Genomic DNA, 17358 nt, shown 5'->3' with positions numbered 1-17358 from the left:
GCCGGCTCCGGCGGCGGTCGCCGCGAGGAGGAGCGCCGCCAGCGCCGACGCGACGACGACGGCCGGGAGCGCGAGACGAGCGGCCGCCGTGACGGGGTCGGGGAGCGCCACGGGGGCGTTGTGGAGGACGCGGTACAGCGTCGTCGCGGCGACCGGGAGGAGCGCGAGCAGGCCGACGACGGCGCGCGAGGGGGCCGGCAGCGCGGCCGTCACCCGCGCCGCACCCGCCGCGAGGCGTCCGCCGACGGTATCCGGGGGACGGTTCCGAACCCGACGCTCGCTCACGCCCCGTCACCCCCGGTCGCTTCGACCCGCCGCGCGAGCGCGGCTTGGTCTGCCGTCACGAACCGGTCGAGGAAGTCGGCGAGTTCGCCGTACAGGCCGGTCCCCGGCTCGTCGGCCATCCGGTCGGCGAGGCCGCCGGCGACGACGTGGAGGTGGCGGTCGTGGAGGTCGAGTCTCGCCCGCGCGGCACCGCCGGACGACTCGGCCCCGGCCTCGCGGCGGGCGAGGTAGCCCGCGAACTCCAACTGGTACGGCAGGTAGTCGTGGTTGTCCCGGGCCGACTGGTCGATTTCGAGCCCGAAGTAGTCGTACGCGCGTGCGAGGTCGAGGTTCACGTCGTTCCACGACGCCTCGGGCCGGTAGGTCGTCTCGTACAGCGACACCGGCGGCCCTTCGGTGTCGAGCGACCCGTCGGTTCGGTCCTCGTACTCGGCGTACCCGACCGTGAACAGGTCGTTGAACCGCGCACAGAGGGTGGCGCGGTCGTCGTCGACGGTCAGGTCCGGCGGGTCGACCGACAGGTCAGTCGCGTCGAGTAACGCCCGACAGGTCGCGTCCACCTCGCCGCCCGCGAGTCGGTCGTACGTCGGCTCGTCGGGTTCGTCGAACAGCGTCGCGAGCAGCGCGTACACGCTGCTCCGTGCGGCCGCGTCGCGGTCGACCCCCTCCGGGTCGACCCGGTCGGCCGCCGACCGACTCCCGACCGCTCCCCCGTCGGTCGACTCGGGGGCGCCGCGCGCGTCGGAGGCGGCCGACTCGGTACGCGTTCCGTTCGTCTCGTCGTGCGTCTCGGCGTCAGTCTCCGGGTCTGTGGTCATCTCGTCTCACCTCGGTTCCCGCGAACCCCCTGGATCGTCACCAGCGCGGTGCCGACGACGGCGAACCCGGCGACGACCCAGAGGATCGACTCGTACGGCGGTCCCTGCGGGCCGGGACCAAGCGCGAAGTGGTACCACTCGCTGACCGACTTCCGGCCCGCCCGCTCCATGTTCGACCCGTTCCAGACGGCGAACGCCACGTCGACGTCGTGGTCGACCGCCAGCGTCGTGCGGTTGGTGGCGTCCGACGCGACCGGACGCGAGAGCACGACCGTCCACCGGCCGTCGTCGTACCTGGGCGACGCGTTCACCGCCGCGCGGTCGAACTCGGTCGTGGTTCCGGGTCCGCCGGCGAGCAACTCCTCCGTCGTGTCGTCGGCGCCCCAGTACCAGACGTTCACCCGGTTTCGCGTGCTCCCCATCGAGATGGGCGGCCGCTCGGTGGTGTTCACCGGAACTTGTACCGCGGCCGCGTCGACGAACCGGCGCGGGTCGGACGCGTTGCGGTCTGCGGTGCCGTCGCCCCACGACAGCCGGAGGTAGATCCGCGCGTCGGTGCGGGCGGCCTGGACGCGGAGCGCGCTCACGGACGTGTCGCTCGCGTTGGGGAGACCGCTCGGCGCGCTCGCCATCGGCACCTCGACGGGCGGGACGGCGTCCCAGGCCTCGCCCGTCGGGTCCGCGGGGTTCTCGCCGGTGCGGACCGACTCGACGGGGATCTGGTTCGCGGGGCGTGCCGACACCAGCGGCGGGACGAACGCGGCCGTCGTCACGACGAGACACGCGACGACCGCACCGACGACCGCCGCCCGTCGGTCGTCACTCATCGTCGAACACCCCGAGCCGGTACTTCCGAGCGGGGTTGGTGTCGGTCAGGAGGTCGAGGAGTTCGCTCTCGCCGCCCCGGTCGACCTCGTCCCGTTCGCGCGCGATGCGGTCGAGCGCGTCGTGGACGCGTTCGCCGAACAGTTCCTCAAGGTAGGGTCGCGGGATGCGTTCGACGTCGATGCTCTCGCCGTCGTCGGAGTGTTGGGGCGGCGCGAACGGCGGGATGTAGTAGACGTTGGGCTGGGTCCGGTACTCCGGGTGGAGCGGGAGCGCCACCTCGTACTCCTCGACGAGTTTGTGGACCGGACCCGCCTCGTCGTCGAGGAAGCCCACCAGTCGCAGTTGCGGCGGGCAGTCCTCCGCACAGGCCGGCGCGAACGTCTCCCCGTCGGGACCCTCGCCCTCGATGCGGGGGTAACAGAAGATGCACTTCTCGGACGTCTTCTGGGCCGCGTTGTAGTACACCTTCTTGTACGGACAGCCCTCGACGCAGTAGCGGTAGCCGCGACACCGCTCCTGGTCGATCAGGACGATGCCGTCCTCCTCGCGCTTGTAGATGGCCTTCCGCGGGCACGCTTCGACGCAGGAGGGGTGCGTACAGTGGTTGCAGATCCGGGGGAGGTAGAAGTAGTAGGAGTTGGGGTGTTCGCCCGCGCCCTGGTCTTCGTCCCAGTTGGGTCCCCACTCGGGGTCCGACTCCGGACGGAGGGGTTGGTCGCTCCCCTCGTACATCACCTCCTCGTGGTTGAACTCCCACGCCTCGCCGTACTCCTCCTTGTCGGGGATCTCGCCGGGCCGGCGCTCGCTGTGGTCGGAGGACTGCCAGCCGCCGCCGGACTCCTCCCAGTCGCGGGGGTAGCCCGCGCCGGGTTTGGTCTCGACGTTGTTCCAGTACATGTAGTCGCGGCCGCCGCCCTCGGTCCACAGCGACTTGCACGCGACCGTACACGTCTGACAGCCGATGCACTTGTTGAGGTCCATCACCATCGCGACCTGGTGGTCGACGCCGTCCGCGAGGTCCACTCCCTCGTCGCCGTCGGCCGTCCCGGTCGCCGTCCCCGTCGGGGTGTCGTCGGCGCTCATCCGCCGTCACCCCCCTTCTTCCGCACGTCGACGCGGACGTCGCTGTTGACGCCGGTTGGCCCCCAGTAGTTGGGGAAGAAGTAGAGGTGTTCGCCCGACTCCTCGGGGTACTGCACCAACTGAGTGGGTTTCATGTACATCGGCACCAGCGAGTTGAAGTCGTCGTGGTCGGGGAACTGGAACCGCTCCCACGCGAAGAACATCCGCGCGGTCCCCCGCCGGCTGCTCGGGTAGATCTTCGCCTGGAGTTCGACCGACGCGAGGTCGTTGAACACCTCGACCGTGTCGCCGTCGTCGATGCCGCGCTCGGCGGCGTCCTCGGGGTGGAGGTAGACCAGCGGCTCGCCCCGCTGGAGGCGGAGCAGCTTCTCGTTGTCGCGCCACGTCGAGTGGATCGACCACCGGCCGTGGGGCGTGTTGTACTCCATCGGGTAGTCGCCGCCCGTGTTCGTCGGTCCCTCCTTGTGGGTCGGTAGCTGCTCGCCGAGTTCGAGGAACCAGTCGTGGTCGATGTAGTACTGCTGTCTACCGGTGACGGTCGGCCAGGGGTTCTTCTCCTGGATGTAGTCCTTCCACGGCGTGTACGCCTCGCCCTCCTCGATGTCGGAGGTCCAGTGGTCGCCCGCCTCCAACAGTCGCTGCGGCTGTTCGACCGTGTCCGCGAACTCGATCCGCTCGTCGCTGTCGGCGGGGTTCGACTCCTCGGAGTGGTCGAGGATGTACTCACACGCCGCGCGGTCGTCCGCGAGCGCGCCCGCCTCGTCGGTCGCCCAGTCGCGGACGTAGTCGTCGTGGACCGACTGGAGGTCGATCTCGCGGTCGAACGACCGGTCGGGGACGGGGTCGACGCCCCGCTCCGTGGCGACCTCCTGGATCTTCGCGGCGAGTTCGCGGAAGATCTGCCAGTCGGTCTTCGACTCGCCCAGCGGTTCGACCGCGGGCGTGAAGGGGTGGACGTACGAGTGCATGTCCGTCATCGAGAGGTCGTGTTTCTCGTAGTGGCTCGCGGTCGGCAGCACGATGTCCGAGTACATCGCCGTCGAGTCCATCCGGAAGTTGATGTCGACCACGAGGTCGAGTTTGGGCCACAGTTCCTCCTCGACGGCGACGTTCCCCTTCGCCTGGTTGAAGTAGTTCCCCCGCCAGACGAACATGGTCGAGGGGTCGGGCCGGGAGCCGTCCTCCCGCTCTGCGGGGTACACCGGCATCCACCCCTCGTCGACCGCCTCGCGGATCTTCGCCGCGGTGTCGGGGTCGGTGTTGTCGAGGATCCCGGCGTGGTAGTAGGTCCACAGCGTGGTCGGGACGCCGCGGACGTTCCCCGTCGGGAACGACAGCGTCTGCCACCCGTGGAACGTCCAGATCTTCTCCTGGCCGACGTAGTGGTCGAGTCCCGTCCCCTGCTCGCCGAGGTTGCCGGTCAGCGTGACCAGCAGTTGGATCGCGCGGTTCCCCAGGTCGTTGTGGTACCAGTCGTTGACGCCCTTGCCGTGGATGATCTTCGCCTTCCCCGCCTCCGCGAACTCGCGGGCGACCCGCTGGTACGTCTCCCGGCCGACGCCCGTCTCCTCGTGGACCGTCTCCGGGTCGTAGTTCGCGAGTTCCTCGCGGAGTTCGTTCCAGACGGTCCGCACCCGCACCGAGCCGTCGGTGGTCTCGACGGTCGTCTCGGCGTCGAGCCGGGGGTCGAAGTCGAGTTCGATGCTCTTCGAGTGGTCGTGCTGGCCGTCGCGTTCGCCGAGCGACCCCGGCGCTTCGCGGAGTCGGCCGTCGGCGTCGACCATGAGCAGCATCCACTCCGGCCGGTCGGCGCCCGAGTCGACCGCGGGCACGTCGCTCGCGCGGAGGAACTTCCCGGTGTCCTCGCGGACCAACAGCGGCATGTCGGTCTGCTCTTTCAGGTGCGGTTCGTCGTACAGCCCCTCGTCGACGATGGCCTGCGCCATGCCCAACGCGAGCGCCGAGTCGGTCCCCGGCTCGGGGCTGACCCACTCGTCGGTGTGGATCGCGGTCTGGGAGTAGTCGGTGAAGACGCCGACCCGCTTGGTCCCGTTGTAGCCCGACTCGAGGAAGTACTTCGCGTCGGGGATGCGCGTGACGTTGACGTTCGACCCCCACGCGATGATGTAGTCGGCGTTGTACCAGTCGGCGCTCTCGGCGTTGTCCGTCTGGGTCCCCCAGGTGATCGGCTGGCCCGGCGGCAGGTCGGAGTACCAGTCGTAGAAGCTGTGAGACACCCCGCCGAGCAGGTTGATCAGCCGCGACCCGCTGGCAAAGGAGACGGGACTCATCGCCGGGATCGGCGTGAACCCGCTGATCGCGTCGTACCGGCCGGCCTGCACCTCGTCGACCACGTGTTCGGCGATCTCAGTGAGCGCCTCGTCCCACGATATCCGCTGCCACTTCCCCTCGCCGCGCTCGCCCACCCGCTTCAGCGGGTGTTTGATCCGCTGGTCGGCGTTGACGTAGTCGGTGTAACACGCCCCCTTCTGACAGCCGCGCGGGTTGGGGTCGGGGAGGCTCTCGTCGAACCGGGGGTAGTCGCCCGACTGCTCCTCGCGCCACACCTGCCCGTTCTTGACGTAGACGTTCCACGAGCAGCTGCCGGTGCAGTTGACGCTGTGGGTCGAGCGGGCGACCGAGTCCCAGTCCCACTCCTCGCGGTAGAGGTCCTCCCACTCGCGGTACGGGTACTCCCCGATCGGGTCGTCGACCGTCCGGAGTCCCTCCATCTCGAACAACTGGTCGTCCGCGGCCGCGGTGCCGCCGAGTCCGAGCGCCGCGGCGAGACCCACTCCTTCGAGGAACCCCCGCCGGGAGACCGACCCGTCGTCGTCCCCGTCGGGCACCCCCGGCGGGTCGCCGACCGCCGGCTCCGGATCCGGGTCGCCGTCCGCCCCCGCGCCGCGGTCGCGCCGCCGTTCGTCCGCCGATTCGTCCTCGTCCGTCCGTCGTCCGTGTGAGTCGTTTCGGCTCATTCGTCGTGTCTCCGTACGAAGACCGTCGCCACCGCGAGCGCTGCACCGACCGCGCCGAGCGCGACTCCCTGGAGCGTCGCGCCGCCGGCGTCGAGGCCGGCGGCGACGAGCGCCACGCCGAGGAGCTTGCTCGTCCGGTCGAGGTGTCGATACGTCCGCGCCGACAGGCCGAGGTCGACGGCGAGCCCCGCGCCCGCGTCGGCGTCAGCCATCGTCGTCCACCTCCGCGCCGCCCGCGCGCTCCTCGCTCGCGCCGTCGTCGCCGAGGACGCGGTAGACCGCCAGCCCGGAGGCCAGCGGGACCGCGAACAGCGCGAGCGTCAACACCGGGTTGACGACGCCGGTCTCGACGCCGAGCGCGCGCGCCAGCAGGTTGTTCATCCCGGCGATGGAGGCGATCATGACGAACTGGACCGCCGCCACACCGACCGCCGTCTGCCAGGGTCGATCGAGCGGGTCGGCCGTGAAGTGGGTCGGCCGCTCGTGGTAGTCGACGAACGGCCACACCGCGACCACGCCGAACACGAGCGCCGGCAGCAGGATGCCGCCGACGAACTCCGCCGACACGTGGGCGTCGACCACCGGAACGGTGACGCTCATCCACGACGGGAGGAGCTTCAGGAAGCCGTACACCCACATCAGGAACCAGTCGGGCATGATCAGCTCCGGCGTGCCCGCGGGGTCGTTCGGACCGTACTCCGCGATGTTGTGCACCGGGAGAAAGCCCGCGAGCGCCGCCAGCGTCGCGAGCGTCAGGAAGAACACCACGGCGCTGACGGCCGCCTGGTTCGGGAACGCCGGCAGGCCGACGACCACGCCGTCGTCGTCGCTCGCGACGGTCGTGCTCCCCCCGTCGCTCACCGCGGCGTCCGCGTCCGCCCGCGACGCCTGCGACGCCTGCGACGCCTCCGCCGGGTCGGGTCCGGGGCCGCGAACGTCGCGCTCGCGGGGCGCTTCGGTGTGCTTCTGGCGGATCAGGATCCCCATGTGGACCGCCAACAGCGCGCCGATGGCGGCGGGGATGACGAGCACGTGGAGGAAGTACAGCCGGGGGATGGTCGCACTCGACGGGAACTCACCGCCGAACACCACCTTCCCGAAGACGCCGCCGACGAACGGCACGGACGTCGCGAGGTTGTAGCCGATGCCGGTCGCCGTCGCGGCGAACTCGTCGAACGGGAGGGCGTACCCCGTGTACGCCGCACCCATCGCCAGGCCGGCGAGGCCGGTGCCGACGACCCAGTTTGGCTCACGCGGGTTGCGGTACGCCCCGGTGAAGAACACCCTGAGCATGTGCAACCCGATGGAGGCGACGAACAGGTGCGCCGCCCAGTGGTGTATTCGGCGGATGAACATCCCGAACGGGATGTCGTACGTGATGTGGAGGACGCTCGCGAACGCCTCCGGCACCTCCTGCCCTTGGAACTGGGCGACGCTGCCCTCGTACTCCACGCCGCTCGTCGACGGCTCGAAGAACATGCCGAGGAACATCCCCGTGAGGACGAGCGTCACGAAACAGAACAGCGCTATCTCGCCCAGCAGGAACGAGTCCTCCGCGGGGAACGCCTTCCCGAGGAACGCGCGGCCGCCGTCCAGGTCGAACCGGGCGTCGAGCCAGTCGTAGCTCCGGCGGCCCGCGTCGGTCGCCCGTTCGGCGAGTCGGTCGGTGCGCGACATCGGGTCAGCCACCCCCCGGGCCGACCGTGGCTTCGAAGTCGCCCGTCGCCATGAGGTAGCCCTCGCTCGACAGCGTGATCGGCAACTGCGGTAGCGCGCGAGGCGGCGGCCCGCCGACCACCCGCGCGCCGGCCGTCGGGTCGAACTTGCCGAAGTGACACGGGCAGACCAGCGTCTCGCCCTCCTCGTTCGACACCATACAGCCCGCGTGGGTACAGACCTTCGAGTAGGCGGCGTAGCCGCCGATGGTGAACTCCATCCGCGTCTCCCCGCCGTAGGCGTCCTCAGGGTGGCGGACGAGCAGCGTCGGCGCCTTCTCGATCCCCGGTCGCGGCTCGGGGAAGACGGTCGTCTTCTCCCCCTCCGCGAGCGCCGACTCGTCGATGCGGTTCCCCTCGCCGTCGACGAGGTAGATGCCGTCGGAGTAGACCGGTCCCGTGTACGACCGCTCGAACACGCGCGTGAGACCGGCCAGCGGCGCGGCGAGGCTGCCGACGGCCGTCAGCCCGCCGACGGTGGCCAGCAGTTTGGCGTAGTCGCGGCGGGCGACCGACGCCCGTTCGTCGGTGAAGATGCTGGGTCGGTGGCCGTCGCCACCCCCGTCGGCGCAGTCGCCGCAGTCGCCGTCACAGCCGTCGTCGGCCGACCCGCACGGCTCCCGGCTCACGAGTGGTCCCTCCGTTCGGCCACCTCGACGTGCGGGAGGAACCACGCGTAGTAGGCGACCGTCGAGAGCGCGAGCGAGACGAACATCCCCGTCGCGTAGACGCCGAAGTACTGCGTCCGCGCGAGCGTGAGGTACTCGCCGGTGAACAGCGCCGCGAAGACGATGGCGAGGACCGTCAGCCCGCCCATCGCCAGGATCCCCTCGCGCGCGTCGGACGCGTCGTGGTACTCGACGACCCACCGGTCGCCGGTCCGGAACCAGGGGAGTCCGACTCCCCCGCCGTCAGCGACCGCTCGCCCGGCGCCGTCGGTCCCGTCGGCTCCGCCGTCGGGGCGGACGGCCGAGTTCATGAACCGGTGGACGGCCGCCAGTACCGCGACCAGGCCGAACAGCGCGACCCAGACGACGACGCCGACCTGACTCGGCGCGAGTTTCTCGGGCGTGTCGACGAGTTCGGCGAGCGGTCGCATCTCGGTGACGCTCTGGTCGATCTCGATCTCCTCGCTCGGCGGCTCCCCGTGTAACGCGACGTACCACATCGGGAGGAGGACGGCGACGAGGAGGAGGCCGACGAGGACGGCTTCCCGTCTCACCGGTACTCCCTCCAACTCTCGTGTCGACGGTCGACAGCCTCGCACGACCCCTCGTGCTCCGAGGCGTCCCCGCGCGGCTGGGTGCTCACAGGGTGCATTGCACTACTCACGTCGTCCTACGCGGCTGGTTCGGGTAGTCGGTCAACCACCATACTCGGGGCATTTAAGTGGACGAGTCGACCCCCCGACGCCGACCCGGGGTTTCGATCGAGCCGTAAATGGGTGACGCTCGTTCCCGGGCGAGTGTACTCGGCCGAGGGTGTACCCGTCCGACGACGAACGCACTCACACGATGGACGACGGAGTGAGAGTCGAAGTGGACGTTACCGACGAGTCGGTGTGCCGCGTCGTCGACGAGTCACGGCAACTCTCGCCGATCACGTCCGTGACCCGGTCGGCGACGCCGGGTCGGGACGCGGTGACGGTCGAGTTCACCACCGACACCGCGGCCGACGTCGGGGGGGCGAACGAGGTGTTCAGCTACGACGACCGGACCGTCTACCGGTTCACCGAGGCGGCCGAGTCGACGTCGGACTGCGCGTGTACGGTCGTCGAGGACGAAGGCTGTCCGGTCCACCACCTGGAGGCGGAGGAGGGGGTCCTCACCGTCGCGTTCTTCGCCCCCGACCTCGACGCCGTCCGACGGATCGTCTCGGAACTCCAGGAGTCGTTCGGCGGCGTCTCGCTCCGCCAACTCACCCGGTCGGACCGGTCCGACGACGGGGGCGACCCCGTCTTCGTCGACCGGGCGGAGCTCACCGCCCGACAGCGGGAGGTGCTCGACACCGCCCACCGGATGGGCTACTTCGACCACCCGAAGGACGCGAACGCGACGGACGTCTCGGAGGCGCTCGGGATCAACCGCTCGACGTTCGCCGAACACCTCTCGGCGGCGCAGTCGAAACTCCTCGACTCCGTCCTCGAACGGTAGGTCCCGGCGCGCCGACCGCCGCCGGCCCCGCGTGGGTGGCTTGAACACCCACACTATGACGGGAGTGGTACCATCCCCTCTCGGCCCGTCACGCTCTCAACGAGGGGTACCGTGTCACGTCAGTTCACGTTCGACTGCCCGGAGTGTGCCGTCGAGGTGGACGTCGACGGGGATGTTCGTGAGGCGATCCTCGACGAGGGATGTGTCCTGTGTGGCGCGTCGGTGGGCGCGGACACGTTCTCCTCGGCGTCCGGCGCCGGTGTGGCGGAGTGAGGGGTCGCGCTCGGACGGTCGGGACGCCGACCGGCTTCGAGTTCGACCGCGCCCGACGGTCGGCCGGCGGCTCGACCGCTGTCGGCGCCGAACACGACCGCGAGACGCTCACCGATCCCCGCCGGGCGACGGCCGAGCGGCGTCCCGCCCGCGCACCGTCTCACTACCGCCTCCGGCGGCTCCGTCCGCCGACTCGAACGCCGCCAGTCGCTCGTTTATCTCCGCCGCGTCGCGGTGCATGGGGTGGAGTCGGACGCGGACGCGGTCGTACCCGTGGCGGTCGGCGAGGCCGTTCCACGCCCGGGCCGCACCGAGCGTGAGCGCGCCGCTCTGCGGGCAGAACTCCGTGGTCGGCGTGAACTCCGCGCGGAGGACGGACGCGTCCGCCGTCTCCTCGGCGTAGCGGTAGCCCGCCTCGGGGTGACGCGTGTCGAGGTTGAGTCGGGCGAGGTTGTACCCGAACGTCGCGTCGTACACCGACCGTTCGTCGAATATCTCCCGGGTCGCCGCGTGGAACTCGACGTGAGCCTCGTCCGCGAGCACCGCCTGGTCGGCCAGGAACGGTCCGGGGTCCGGCAGGTGCTCGGGGACGAACTCGTCGCGCCCGTCGAACAGTTCGTCGTCGTCGTCGCCGCCGAACGGCGAGGGAAACCCGACCATACCCGTCGGTCGTTCCCCCGGCGGCGTAGGTGTACGGACGAACGTGTTCGGCCGACGTGACGCTACGCGATCTCCGCCTCCCGGAGGTAACACTGCGGGTCGGGGGCGAACAGGTCGCCGTGGGCCGACAGCGCACGGAGGCGCGACCCGCCGCGACAGATCTCCCGGTACCGACAGTCCGCACACCGCCCGTTCAGGTGCTCCGACCGGTGTCGAAGCCGGCGGAGCAACGGGTTCGACTCGTCGTCCCAGATGTCGCCGAACGACCTGTCGCGAACGTTCCCGAGGCTGTACCCCTGCCAGAACTGGGTCGGGTGGACGTTGCCCTGGTAGTCGACGTCGGCGACCCGTTCGCCCGCCGGGTCCCCGCCGTTGCGTCGGAGGTAGTCGTACACCCGTTCGGCGACGGCCTCGCCGAGGTGGCGGCGAGCGTACTCCACCAGGTAGGCGGCGTCGGCGTAGTTCCCGACGAGGAGCGTCTCGATCTCCGCCCCCCGGTCGTGGTACTCGCGGGTGAGGTCGCAGACGCGTCTCACCGCGTCCCGTTTCGCCCCCGGCGAGAGGTCCGCGTCGGCGATGTCCGCGCCCCGTCCCCCGTAGTCGAGGTGGTAAAAGCAGAACCGGTCGACCCCCTCGTCGTGGAGCAACTCCACGACGCCCGGGAGGTCGTCCGCGTTCCGTTCGGTGATCGTGTACCGGAGCCCCGTCTTGAGTCCCGCGTCGAGACACGCCCCGATCCCGCGGACCGCGGCGTCGAAGGCGCCGTCGGCACCGCGGAACTCGTCGTTTCGCTCGGGCAGTCCGTCGACCGAGACGCCCGCGTACCGGAGGCCGGCGTCGCGCAACTCGGCGGCCGTCTCCGGGGTGATCAGCGTCCCGTTCGTCGAGAGGACGGGACGGATACCCAGGTCGTCGGCGTAGCCGACGAGTTCGACCAGGTCGTCGCGAACCAGCGGCTCGCCGCCCGAAAAGAGGACGACCGGAACGCCGTAGTCGGCCAGGTCGTCGAGGAGTCGCTTCCCCTCCGCCGTGCCGAGTTCGCCCGGCGCGGTCCCGGTATCGGCCGCGGCGTAGCAGTGCGAGCAGTAGAGGTTACACTGCTTCGTGAGGTTCCACACCACGACCGGGCGGCGCTGTTTCTCCCGGGAGATCTGCGGCTTCGAGGAGTCTGCGGCCGCGTCGTACCGGAGTCCGTCGCCCTCCGCGTCGAGTTCACACAGCAGTTTGCTGACCGAGATCATGACTCGCGTGGCCGCTCGTCCCCGTCGGGACCGACCGGGACCCGTTCGGCGTCGTCGTCGAGCGTGTGCGTCGAGTAGCGCTCGACGGCGTCGGCCGGACAGAGCCAGACGTCGTCCGCGCACCACGCGAACAGCGTCTCCGCCTGCTCGTAGGCGACGCCGACCGACGGCGCCGACACGCTCCCGACGTGTCGGAGGGGGTCGGCGCCGTCCGGGCGGACGAACACCTCCCACTCGCGTCCGGCGGCGTCTCGCGGGTGGTCGCCGACTCGGTGACGGTCCGGATTCTCGACCATACGGCTCCGAACGGCGCGTCGGCCCACCACGTTTCCCCCGATGATGTTCGGCCGGCGGGGGTAGCGGGGCGTTCGACGTCTTCGGGGCCGAACCGAGCCGGTTCGCTATCGCGGTCGGACCGCGGGTCGGTCGCTCCCCGTCGGCGGCGGAGCCGAGGTGCGCTTCACCCGCCCTCCGCGGCGGGTGCCAGCACGACGAGCGCGGTGCTCCGCTCGGTCGCGTGCGGGGAGATATCCTGGTCGCCGTCGAACCGCGCGACGTCCCCCTCTCGCAGCGAGTGCGTCTCGTCGCCGACGGTGAGGTCGACCGCCCCCTCCAGAAGGTAGAGGACGACCTGTCGGCCCGGGTGCCGGTGGGGGTCGACGCGGTCGCCGGCCGCCAGGGTGAGTCGGATCGTCTTCGGCTCCGACCCGGGGAAGAGGTTCGCGTGGGGCGCTCCGTCGACGGCCGAGAGGTCGACCGTTCGCGTCGTGGTCGTCCCCATCGGTCACGCCTCCTCCGTCCGGTCGTCGGCCGCGTCGGGGTCGAACTCCCCCCGCTCCAGCCCCGTTCGGACGGCGCGGTGGTCCCCGTCCGACGGGGGTGGGGCGGTCACGAGGAGCGCCTCCAGTCGGCCGTCGTCGTCCGCCCGAACCCCACGGGCGGTCCCCGCCGCGACGGCGACGACGTCGCCGGGGCCGACGCGGTGGGTCGTCTCGCCCTCGCGGACGACGCCCGTCCCCGACCTGACGCTGACGACGACGTCGCTGTCGGGGGCGTGTACCGGGATGAACTGCCCCGGCTCGAAGTACCCGCAGACGACCTTGGCTCGGTCGCTTCCGAACGCCTCCTCCGCGACGAACCGGTCGTCGTCGTACGACCGGTACGTCTCGAACGCTATCGCGGGCATCTGTCGCCTCCGTGGTGTCGGTCGGTCGCGCGCCCGAGTAGGTCTCCGTACATCGAGTGGACGGTCGGGACCCGGGAGGGTCAGCGTTCACGCGAACGTGTTCGGTCGCGGCGGTCGCGGACCGGGGGACCGGCCGGCCGCTCTCGCGCCGGGCGACCGACCCCCGACGGCGGTCACCGTTCGAGGGGAACATGTTCGCGCGTACACCGACGGTGGTGGCGTTCGTCGACTCGCCCATGAGCGCGATTCCGAGAGCGGTCGAGACGGACAGACAGCCGCCGATGTCGGTCCCGCTCCGCCACTTCGTCGTGGGGCTGGGGTTCCTCCTCGGCTGCGGGGTGGTCGGCGTCCTCGGTTCGGCCGGCGTCGTCCCCAGCCGGACGTGGCTGGCTCGCGTCCACCTCCTCCTGGTCGGGTGGGTGTGCGTCACTATCATGGGCGCGATGACCCAGTTCGTCCCCGTGTGGTCGGGGAGGGCGCTCCACTCCGAGCGGCTGGCGACCGTCCAACTCCCGCTGGTGACCGTCGGTCTCCTCGGGTTCGTCGGCTGCTTGCTCGTCGAGTCGTACGCGCTCCTGCCGGTGTTCGGCTGTGCGATGGCGGCCGGCTTCTGGACGTTCGCGTACAACGTCGGTCGGACGCTCCTCGACGCCCGGCCGTGGGACGTGACGGAGCGACACTTCGCGGTCGCGGTCGGATTCTTGGTCGTCGTCACGACGCTCGGGCCGTTGCTCGCGGTCGGATACGCGCGGCCGGCGCTCGGCGGGCTGCCGGTCGGCCGAACGGGGCTCCGCACCGCACACGCGACAGTCGGCGTGTTCGGCGTCGTTCTGACCACCGTCTTCGGTGCGCTCTACCAACTCGGGACGATGTTCACCGGGACGGAACTCGACCGGGTCGACCGGGCGCTCGGCCGAATCGAGGAGGTGGGACACCCGGTCGGCGTCGCCGCCCTGGCGCTCGGCCGCCTGTTCGACGTCGTCGCCCTCGGACGGGTCGGCGCGCTCCTGGTCGCAGTGAGCGTGTTCGCGTTCGGCGTCGTCCTCGCGCGCCGGCTCCGCGGGGCGACGGTGCCGTGGAACGCGATGCTCCGCCGGTACGCCGTCGTCGCCGGCGCGATGCTGTCGTGGGCGGCGCTCACGCTCCCCGTCTGGGCCGCGTCGCCGCTCGACCCCGCGGCGCTGTTCGGCGCCCCCTCGGCGACCGCGCTGTTGTTCGTCGGCGTCGTCGGGTTCGTCGTCTGGGGGACGCTGTACCACGTCGTCCCGTTCGTCGTCTGGGTCCACCGGTACAGCGACCGACTCGGCCTCGGAGACGTTCCGACGGTCGCGGACCTGTACGACGACCGACTCGCGGCGACTGACTTCGCCGCGCTCTCCGTCGGGGGCTCGATACTCGTCCTCGCCGAGTCGGTCGGGCTCCCGGACGCCGTCGTCTCGCTCGGCGGCGTCCTCGTCTTCCTCGGCGTTGTCGTCTTCGTCGTGAACGTCCTGTCGGTGGTGTACAGGCACGGCCGGGGGTCGTCGAACGCGCCGAGCGTGACGGCCGACGAGCGTCGAACCGCCGGCGACGCCGTGGACCGGGACTCGCGGGAGGGGAGTTCGGTATGACAAGGACACGACACGCTTCGACACGAGAACGCGCGAGGGACGGAGACGAAAGCGGGAAGTGCGATATGACGACGATGCTATACACCTCGACTACGACGCGAACACCGGAACCGAGTCGAACACCGCTCCGCGACGCGAACACAACGGAGGGTCGGTGATGGAGGTCCGCAGGCGCACGCTGGCGAGGGCGCTGCTCGTCGTCTTCGTCTTCAACCTGGTGTTCATGGGTGCGGGCGCGTACTTCGCCTACCAACAGTCGCCGGAGCGCCCCGACCGGGTCGTCGGTCCCGACGGGGCCACCCTCGCTACGAACGCGGAGATAACGGAGGGCAAGGCGGTCTTCCAGCGCAACGGCCTGATGAACCAGGGGTCGATCCTCGGCAACGGCGCGTACTTCGGCGCCGACTACACCGCAGACGCCCAAGACCGGCTGGTGACCAACATGCGGTCGTACGTCGCCCGCGAGCGCTACGGGTCGGCGTACGCGGGTCTCGGCCCGGCCGAGCGGGCGGCGGTGAACTCGACGGTCGAGCGCCAACTCTCGAACGGGGAACTCGGCGACACCGTCCGGCTCACCGCCGCGGAGGCGTACGCCTACGAGCGGGTGCGCGAGGCGTACGTCGAGCGCTACCACGGCGGCGCGCGCGACCACGGCATCCCCGCGGGGTTCGTCGACTCGCCCGAGGAGGCGCGCCGGTTCGCCGACTTCGCGCTCTGGACCGCGCTGTTCGCGACCGTCGACCGTCCGAACGCCGACACCTCCTGGACCAACGAGTTCCCGTACAACCCCGGCGCGGGGAACACCCCGCCCGTCTCCGCGCTGACGTGGAGCGTCGTCGCGATGGTACTGCTCGTCGCGGGCGGCGGCGCCGGCATCTGGCTGTACAGCGCCGTCGAACTCCCCGAACCCACCACCGACGGGGTCGACGTTCCCGACCCGAGTGAGATCGACCTCTTCCCGAGCCAGTTCGCGGCCGTTCGGTTCGTCCCGGTCGCGGCGGTCCTCTTTCTCGTACAGACCCTGCTCGGCGGGCTGATAGCCCACTACTACATCGAACGCGAGGGGTTCTACGGGGTCGCGGAGGCGCTGGGCGTCGACGCGATGGGACTGATGCCGTTCGCCACCACGAAGGCGTGGCACATCGATCTGGCGGTGCTGTGGATCGCGACGCTCTGGCTCGGCATCGGCCTGTTCCTCCCGCCGCTGCTGACCGGACAGGAACCCGACGACCAGAAGCGCTACGTCCACGTCCTGTTGGGCGCGCTGTTCGTCGTCGTGGTCGGCGGACTGGGCGGGGTCTGGCTCGGCGCGCAGGGCTACCTCGACGGCGCGCTCTGGTGGATCCTCGGCAACGAGGGGCTGGAGTACCTCGAAGTCGGTCGTCTCTGGCAGGTCGGTCTGCTCGTGGGGTTCGTCCTCTGGACCGGCCTGGTCGCCCGCGGGTTCAAACCGCTGCTCGACCGCGAGGAGCCGTACGGGCTCGCACACCTAATCTTGTACGCGGGTGGGTCGATCGGCCTGCTGTTCTCGGCGAGCATGCTGTACACGCCGAAGACGTCGATGGTCGTCACGGAGTTCTGGCGGTGGTGGGTCGTCCACATGTGGGTCGAGGGCGCCTTCGAGTTCTTCGTCGTCGCCATCGTCGCCGTCTCGCTGGTCTCGATGAACCTGCTCACCCGTCGGAGCGCCGAGAAGGCCGTCATGTTCGAGGCGCTGTTCGTGATGGGCGCGGGCGTCATCGGGGTGTCTCACCACTACTGGTGGATCGGTCTCCCCGACTACTGGGTCCCCATCGGGAGCGTCTTCTCCACGCTGGAGTTCATCCCGCTGGTGTTCATCCTCTACGAGGCGCTCGGTCAGTACCGCGCGATGAGCGCCGCCGGCGAGACGTTCCCCTACCGCCTCCCGTTCGCGTTCATCGTCGCGTCGGGCGTGTGGAACTTCGTCGGCGCGGGCGTGCTCGGCTTCTTCATCAACCTCCCGCTCGTCAACTACTTCGAGCACGGCACGTTCCTCACCGTCGGACACGCCCACGGCGCGATGTTCGGCGCGTTCGGCTTCCTCGCGCTCGGCCTGGCGACGTACGTCCTCCGATTCACCACGAAACCCGACGAGTGGGACCCGACGAATCTGAAACGCGCGTTCTGGCTGTTGAACGTCGGGCTCGCCTGGATGGTGTTCGTCGGGGACGTCCCCGTCGGCTTCCTCCAACTCGAGACGGTGTTCACGCAGGGGTACGACGCCGGGCGTTCGCTCGCCTTCTACAGCCGACCGCTCGTCCAGAGGCTGTTCTGGGCGCGGCTCCCGGGGGACGTCCTCGTCATCCTGGGCGCTGCGGTGTTCTCCTACGACGTGGTGAAAAAACGGTTCGTCCGCCGCGAGGAGACCACTGCGACGTCGGGCGGGACGGTCGTCTCGCGCCGACTCTTCGGCGACGAGGAGGACGCGGGGACCGAACTCGGCGACGACTGACGCTCTCTGTCGCCCCCGTCGCCCTCGACGGCGACGACGGTTCGACCGGACGGTC

Annotated in this window: 17 protein-coding genes and 1 pseudogene; 4 read left to right on the top strand and 14 right to left on the bottom strand. The window is 70.3% G+C overall.

Features of this window, described 5'->3' with window-relative positions:
• The 9 genes and pseudogenes from K933_RS02640 to K933_RS02600 all read right to left on the bottom strand — a co-directional run.
• Positions 1 to 285, bottom strand: a pseudogene (locus tag K933_RS02640) (hypothetical protein); the annotation flags it as partial.
• On the bottom strand, positions 282 to 1103 hold the full coding sequence (locus tag K933_RS02635; RefSeq protein WP_023393131.1) for a molecular chaperone TorD family protein: 822 nt from the start codon (positions 1101 to 1103) through the stop codon (positions 282 to 284). The gene K933_RS02635 and the pseudogene K933_RS02640, both read right to left, overlap by 4 nt.
• Positions 1100 to 1930 carry an ethylbenzene dehydrogenase-related protein gene (locus K933_RS02630; RefSeq protein WP_023393130.1) on the bottom strand — a complete coding sequence of 277 codons (831 nt, stop codon included), beginning with the start codon at positions 1928 to 1930 and terminating at the stop codon, positions 1100 to 1102. The genes K933_RS02635 and K933_RS02630 overlap by 4 nt, the downstream gene beginning before the upstream one ends.
• Positions 1923 to 3014, bottom strand: a complete 1092-nt coding sequence (narH, locus tag K933_RS02625; protein ID WP_023393129.1) for a nitrate reductase subunit beta — start codon at positions 3012 to 3014, stop codon at positions 1923 to 1925. The genes K933_RS02630 and narH overlap by 8 nt, the downstream gene beginning before the upstream one ends.
• Entirely contained in the window at positions 3011 to 5992 is a 2982-nt protein-coding gene (locus K933_RS02620; RefSeq protein WP_023393128.1) for a nitrate reductase subunit alpha, read from the bottom strand. Before K933_RS02620 ends, narH begins: the two co-directional genes overlap by 4 nt.
• Entirely contained in the window at positions 5989 to 6204 is a 216-nt protein-coding gene (locus K933_RS02615) for a hypothetical protein (protein ID WP_023393127.1), read from the bottom strand. Before K933_RS02615 ends, K933_RS02620 begins: the two co-directional genes overlap by 4 nt.
• Entirely contained in the window at positions 6197 to 7669 is a 1473-nt protein-coding gene (locus K933_RS02610) for a cytochrome b (RefSeq protein WP_023393126.1), read from the bottom strand. Before K933_RS02610 ends, K933_RS02615 begins: the two co-directional genes overlap by 8 nt.
• Before the next feature lie 4 nt (positions 7670 to 7673).
• Positions 7674 to 8336 carry a QcrA and Rieske domain-containing protein gene (locus K933_RS02605; protein ID WP_023393125.1) on the bottom strand — a complete coding sequence of 221 codons (663 nt, stop codon included), beginning with the start codon at positions 8334 to 8336 and terminating at the stop codon, positions 7674 to 7676.
• Positions 8333 to 8929 carry a hypothetical protein gene (locus K933_RS02600; protein WP_023393124.1) on the bottom strand — a complete coding sequence of 199 codons (597 nt, stop codon included), beginning with the start codon at positions 8927 to 8929 and terminating at the stop codon, positions 8333 to 8335. Before K933_RS02600 ends, K933_RS02605 begins: the two co-directional genes overlap by 4 nt.
• A 292-nt stretch (positions 8930 to 9221) precedes the next feature.
• Between K933_RS02600 and K933_RS02595 the strand changes: the two genes are divergently transcribed.
• Positions 9222 to 9860, top strand: coding sequence for a helix-turn-helix domain-containing protein (locus K933_RS02595; RefSeq protein ID WP_049947537.1), 639 nt, complete (start codon positions 9222 to 9224; stop codon positions 9858 to 9860).
• Between the two features lie 111 nt (positions 9861 to 9971).
• Complete coding sequence (locus K933_RS18555) at positions 9972 to 10133, top strand: DUF7560 family zinc ribbon protein (RefSeq protein ID WP_023393122.1); 162 nt, start codon at positions 9972 to 9974, stop codon at positions 10131 to 10133.
• A 108-nt stretch (positions 10134 to 10241) separates the two neighbouring features.
• Here the strand turns inward: K933_RS18555 and K933_RS02590 are convergent, their stop codons facing one another.
• The 5 genes from K933_RS02590 to K933_RS02570 all read right to left on the bottom strand — a co-directional run bounded on the left by K933_RS02590 (position 10242) and on the right by K933_RS02570 (position 13220).
• Positions 10242 to 10793 (bottom strand): hypothetical protein, encoded by a 552-nt coding sequence (locus K933_RS02590; RefSeq protein WP_023393121.1) that lies wholly within the window; start codon positions 10791 to 10793, stop codon positions 10242 to 10244.
• Positions 10794 to 10855: 62 nt separating this feature from the next.
• Complete coding sequence (locus K933_RS02585; RefSeq protein WP_023393120.1) at positions 10856 to 12034, bottom strand: TIGR04347 family pseudo-SAM/SPASM protein; 1179 nt, start codon at positions 12032 to 12034, stop codon at positions 10856 to 10858.
• Complete coding sequence (locus K933_RS02580) at positions 12031 to 12330, bottom strand: Htur_1727 family rSAM-partnered candidate RiPP (RefSeq protein ID WP_023393119.1); 300 nt, start codon at positions 12328 to 12330, stop codon at positions 12031 to 12033. The genes K933_RS02585 and K933_RS02580 overlap by 4 nt, the downstream gene beginning before the upstream one ends.
• A gap of 164 nt (positions 12331 to 12494) precedes the next feature.
• Positions 12495 to 12815 carry a cupin domain-containing protein gene (locus K933_RS02575; RefSeq protein WP_023393118.1) on the bottom strand — a complete coding sequence of 107 codons (321 nt, stop codon included), beginning with the start codon at positions 12813 to 12815 and terminating at the stop codon, positions 12495 to 12497.
• Between the two features lie 3 nt (positions 12816 to 12818).
• Entirely contained in the window at positions 12819 to 13220 is a 402-nt protein-coding gene (locus K933_RS02570; RefSeq protein WP_023393117.1) for a cupin domain-containing protein, read from the bottom strand.
• Positions 13221 to 13411: 191 nt separating this feature from the next.
• Between K933_RS02570 and K933_RS02565 the strand changes: the two genes are divergently transcribed.
• Both K933_RS02565 and K933_RS02560 read left to right on the top strand, forming a co-directional pair.
• A complete protein-coding gene (locus K933_RS02565) occupies positions 13412 to 14830 on the top strand; it encodes a hypothetical protein (RefSeq protein WP_049947536.1) in 1419 nt (472 codons plus the stop codon).
• Positions 14831 to 14987: 157 nt separating this feature from the next.
• On the top strand, positions 14988 to 17303 hold the full coding sequence (locus tag K933_RS02560; protein WP_049947535.1) for a nitric-oxide reductase large subunit: 2316 nt from the start codon (positions 14988 to 14990) through the stop codon (positions 17301 to 17303).
• Positions 17304 to 17358 lie beyond the last annotated feature (55 nt).

The organism is Candidatus Halobonum tyrrellensis G22, from assembly GCF_000495475.1.
GTDB classification, from domain to species: Archaea; Halobacteriota; Halobacteria; order Halobacteriales; family Haloferacaceae; genus Halobonum; species Halobonum tyrrellense.
The sequence above is the reverse complement of the archived record's forward strand: the minus strand, read 5'-3'. Positions and strand labels throughout refer to the sequence as shown.

Coding starts and splice junctions, on each gene's coding strand:
- K933_RS02635 (WP_023393131.1), bottom strand. CDS start 1,103: ATGACCACAGACCCGGAGACTGACGCCGAGACGCACGACGAGACGAAC.
- K933_RS02630 (WP_023393130.1), bottom strand. CDS start 1,930: ATGAGTGACGACCGACGGGCGGCGGTCGTCGGTGCGGTCGTCGCGTGT.
- narH (WP_023393129.1), bottom strand. CDS start 3,014: ATGAGCGCCGACGACACCCCGACGGGGACGGCGACCGGGACGGCCGAC.
- K933_RS02620 (WP_023393128.1), bottom strand. CDS start 5,992: ATGAGCCGAAACGACTCACACGGACGACGGACGGACGAGGACGAATCG.
- K933_RS02615 (WP_023393127.1), bottom strand. CDS start 6,204: ATGGCTGACGCCGACGCGGGCGCGGGGCTCGCCGTCGACCTCGGCCTG.
- K933_RS02610 (WP_023393126.1), bottom strand. CDS start 7,669: ATGTCGCGCACCGACCGACTCGCCGAACGGGCGACCGACGCGGGCCGC.
- K933_RS02595 (WP_049947537.1), top strand. CDS start 9,222: ATGGACGACGGAGTGAGAGTCGAAGTGGACGTTACCGACGAGTCGGTG.
- K933_RS02590 (WP_023393121.1), bottom strand. CDS start 10,793: ATGGTCGGGTTTCCCTCGCCGTTCGGCGGCGACGACGACGACGAACTG.
- K933_RS02585 (WP_023393120.1), bottom strand. CDS start 12,034: ATGATCTCGGTCAGCAAACTGCTGTGTGAACTCGACGCGGAGGGCGAC.
- K933_RS02580 (WP_023393119.1), bottom strand. CDS start 12,330: ATGGTCGAGAATCCGGACCGTCACCGAGTCGGCGACCACCCGCGAGAC.
- K933_RS02575 (WP_023393118.1), bottom strand. CDS start 12,815: ATGGGGACGACCACGACGCGAACGGTCGACCTCTCGGCCGTCGACGGA.
- K933_RS02570 (WP_023393117.1), bottom strand. CDS start 13,220: ATGCCCGCGATAGCGTTCGAGACGTACCGGTCGTACGACGACGACCGG.
- K933_RS02565 (WP_049947536.1), top strand. CDS start 13,412: ATGTTCGCGCGTACACCGACGGTGGTGGCGTTCGTCGACTCGCCCATG.
- K933_RS02560 (WP_049947535.1), top strand. CDS start 14,988: ATGGAGGTCCGCAGGCGCACGCTGGCGAGGGCGCTGCTCGTCGTCTTC.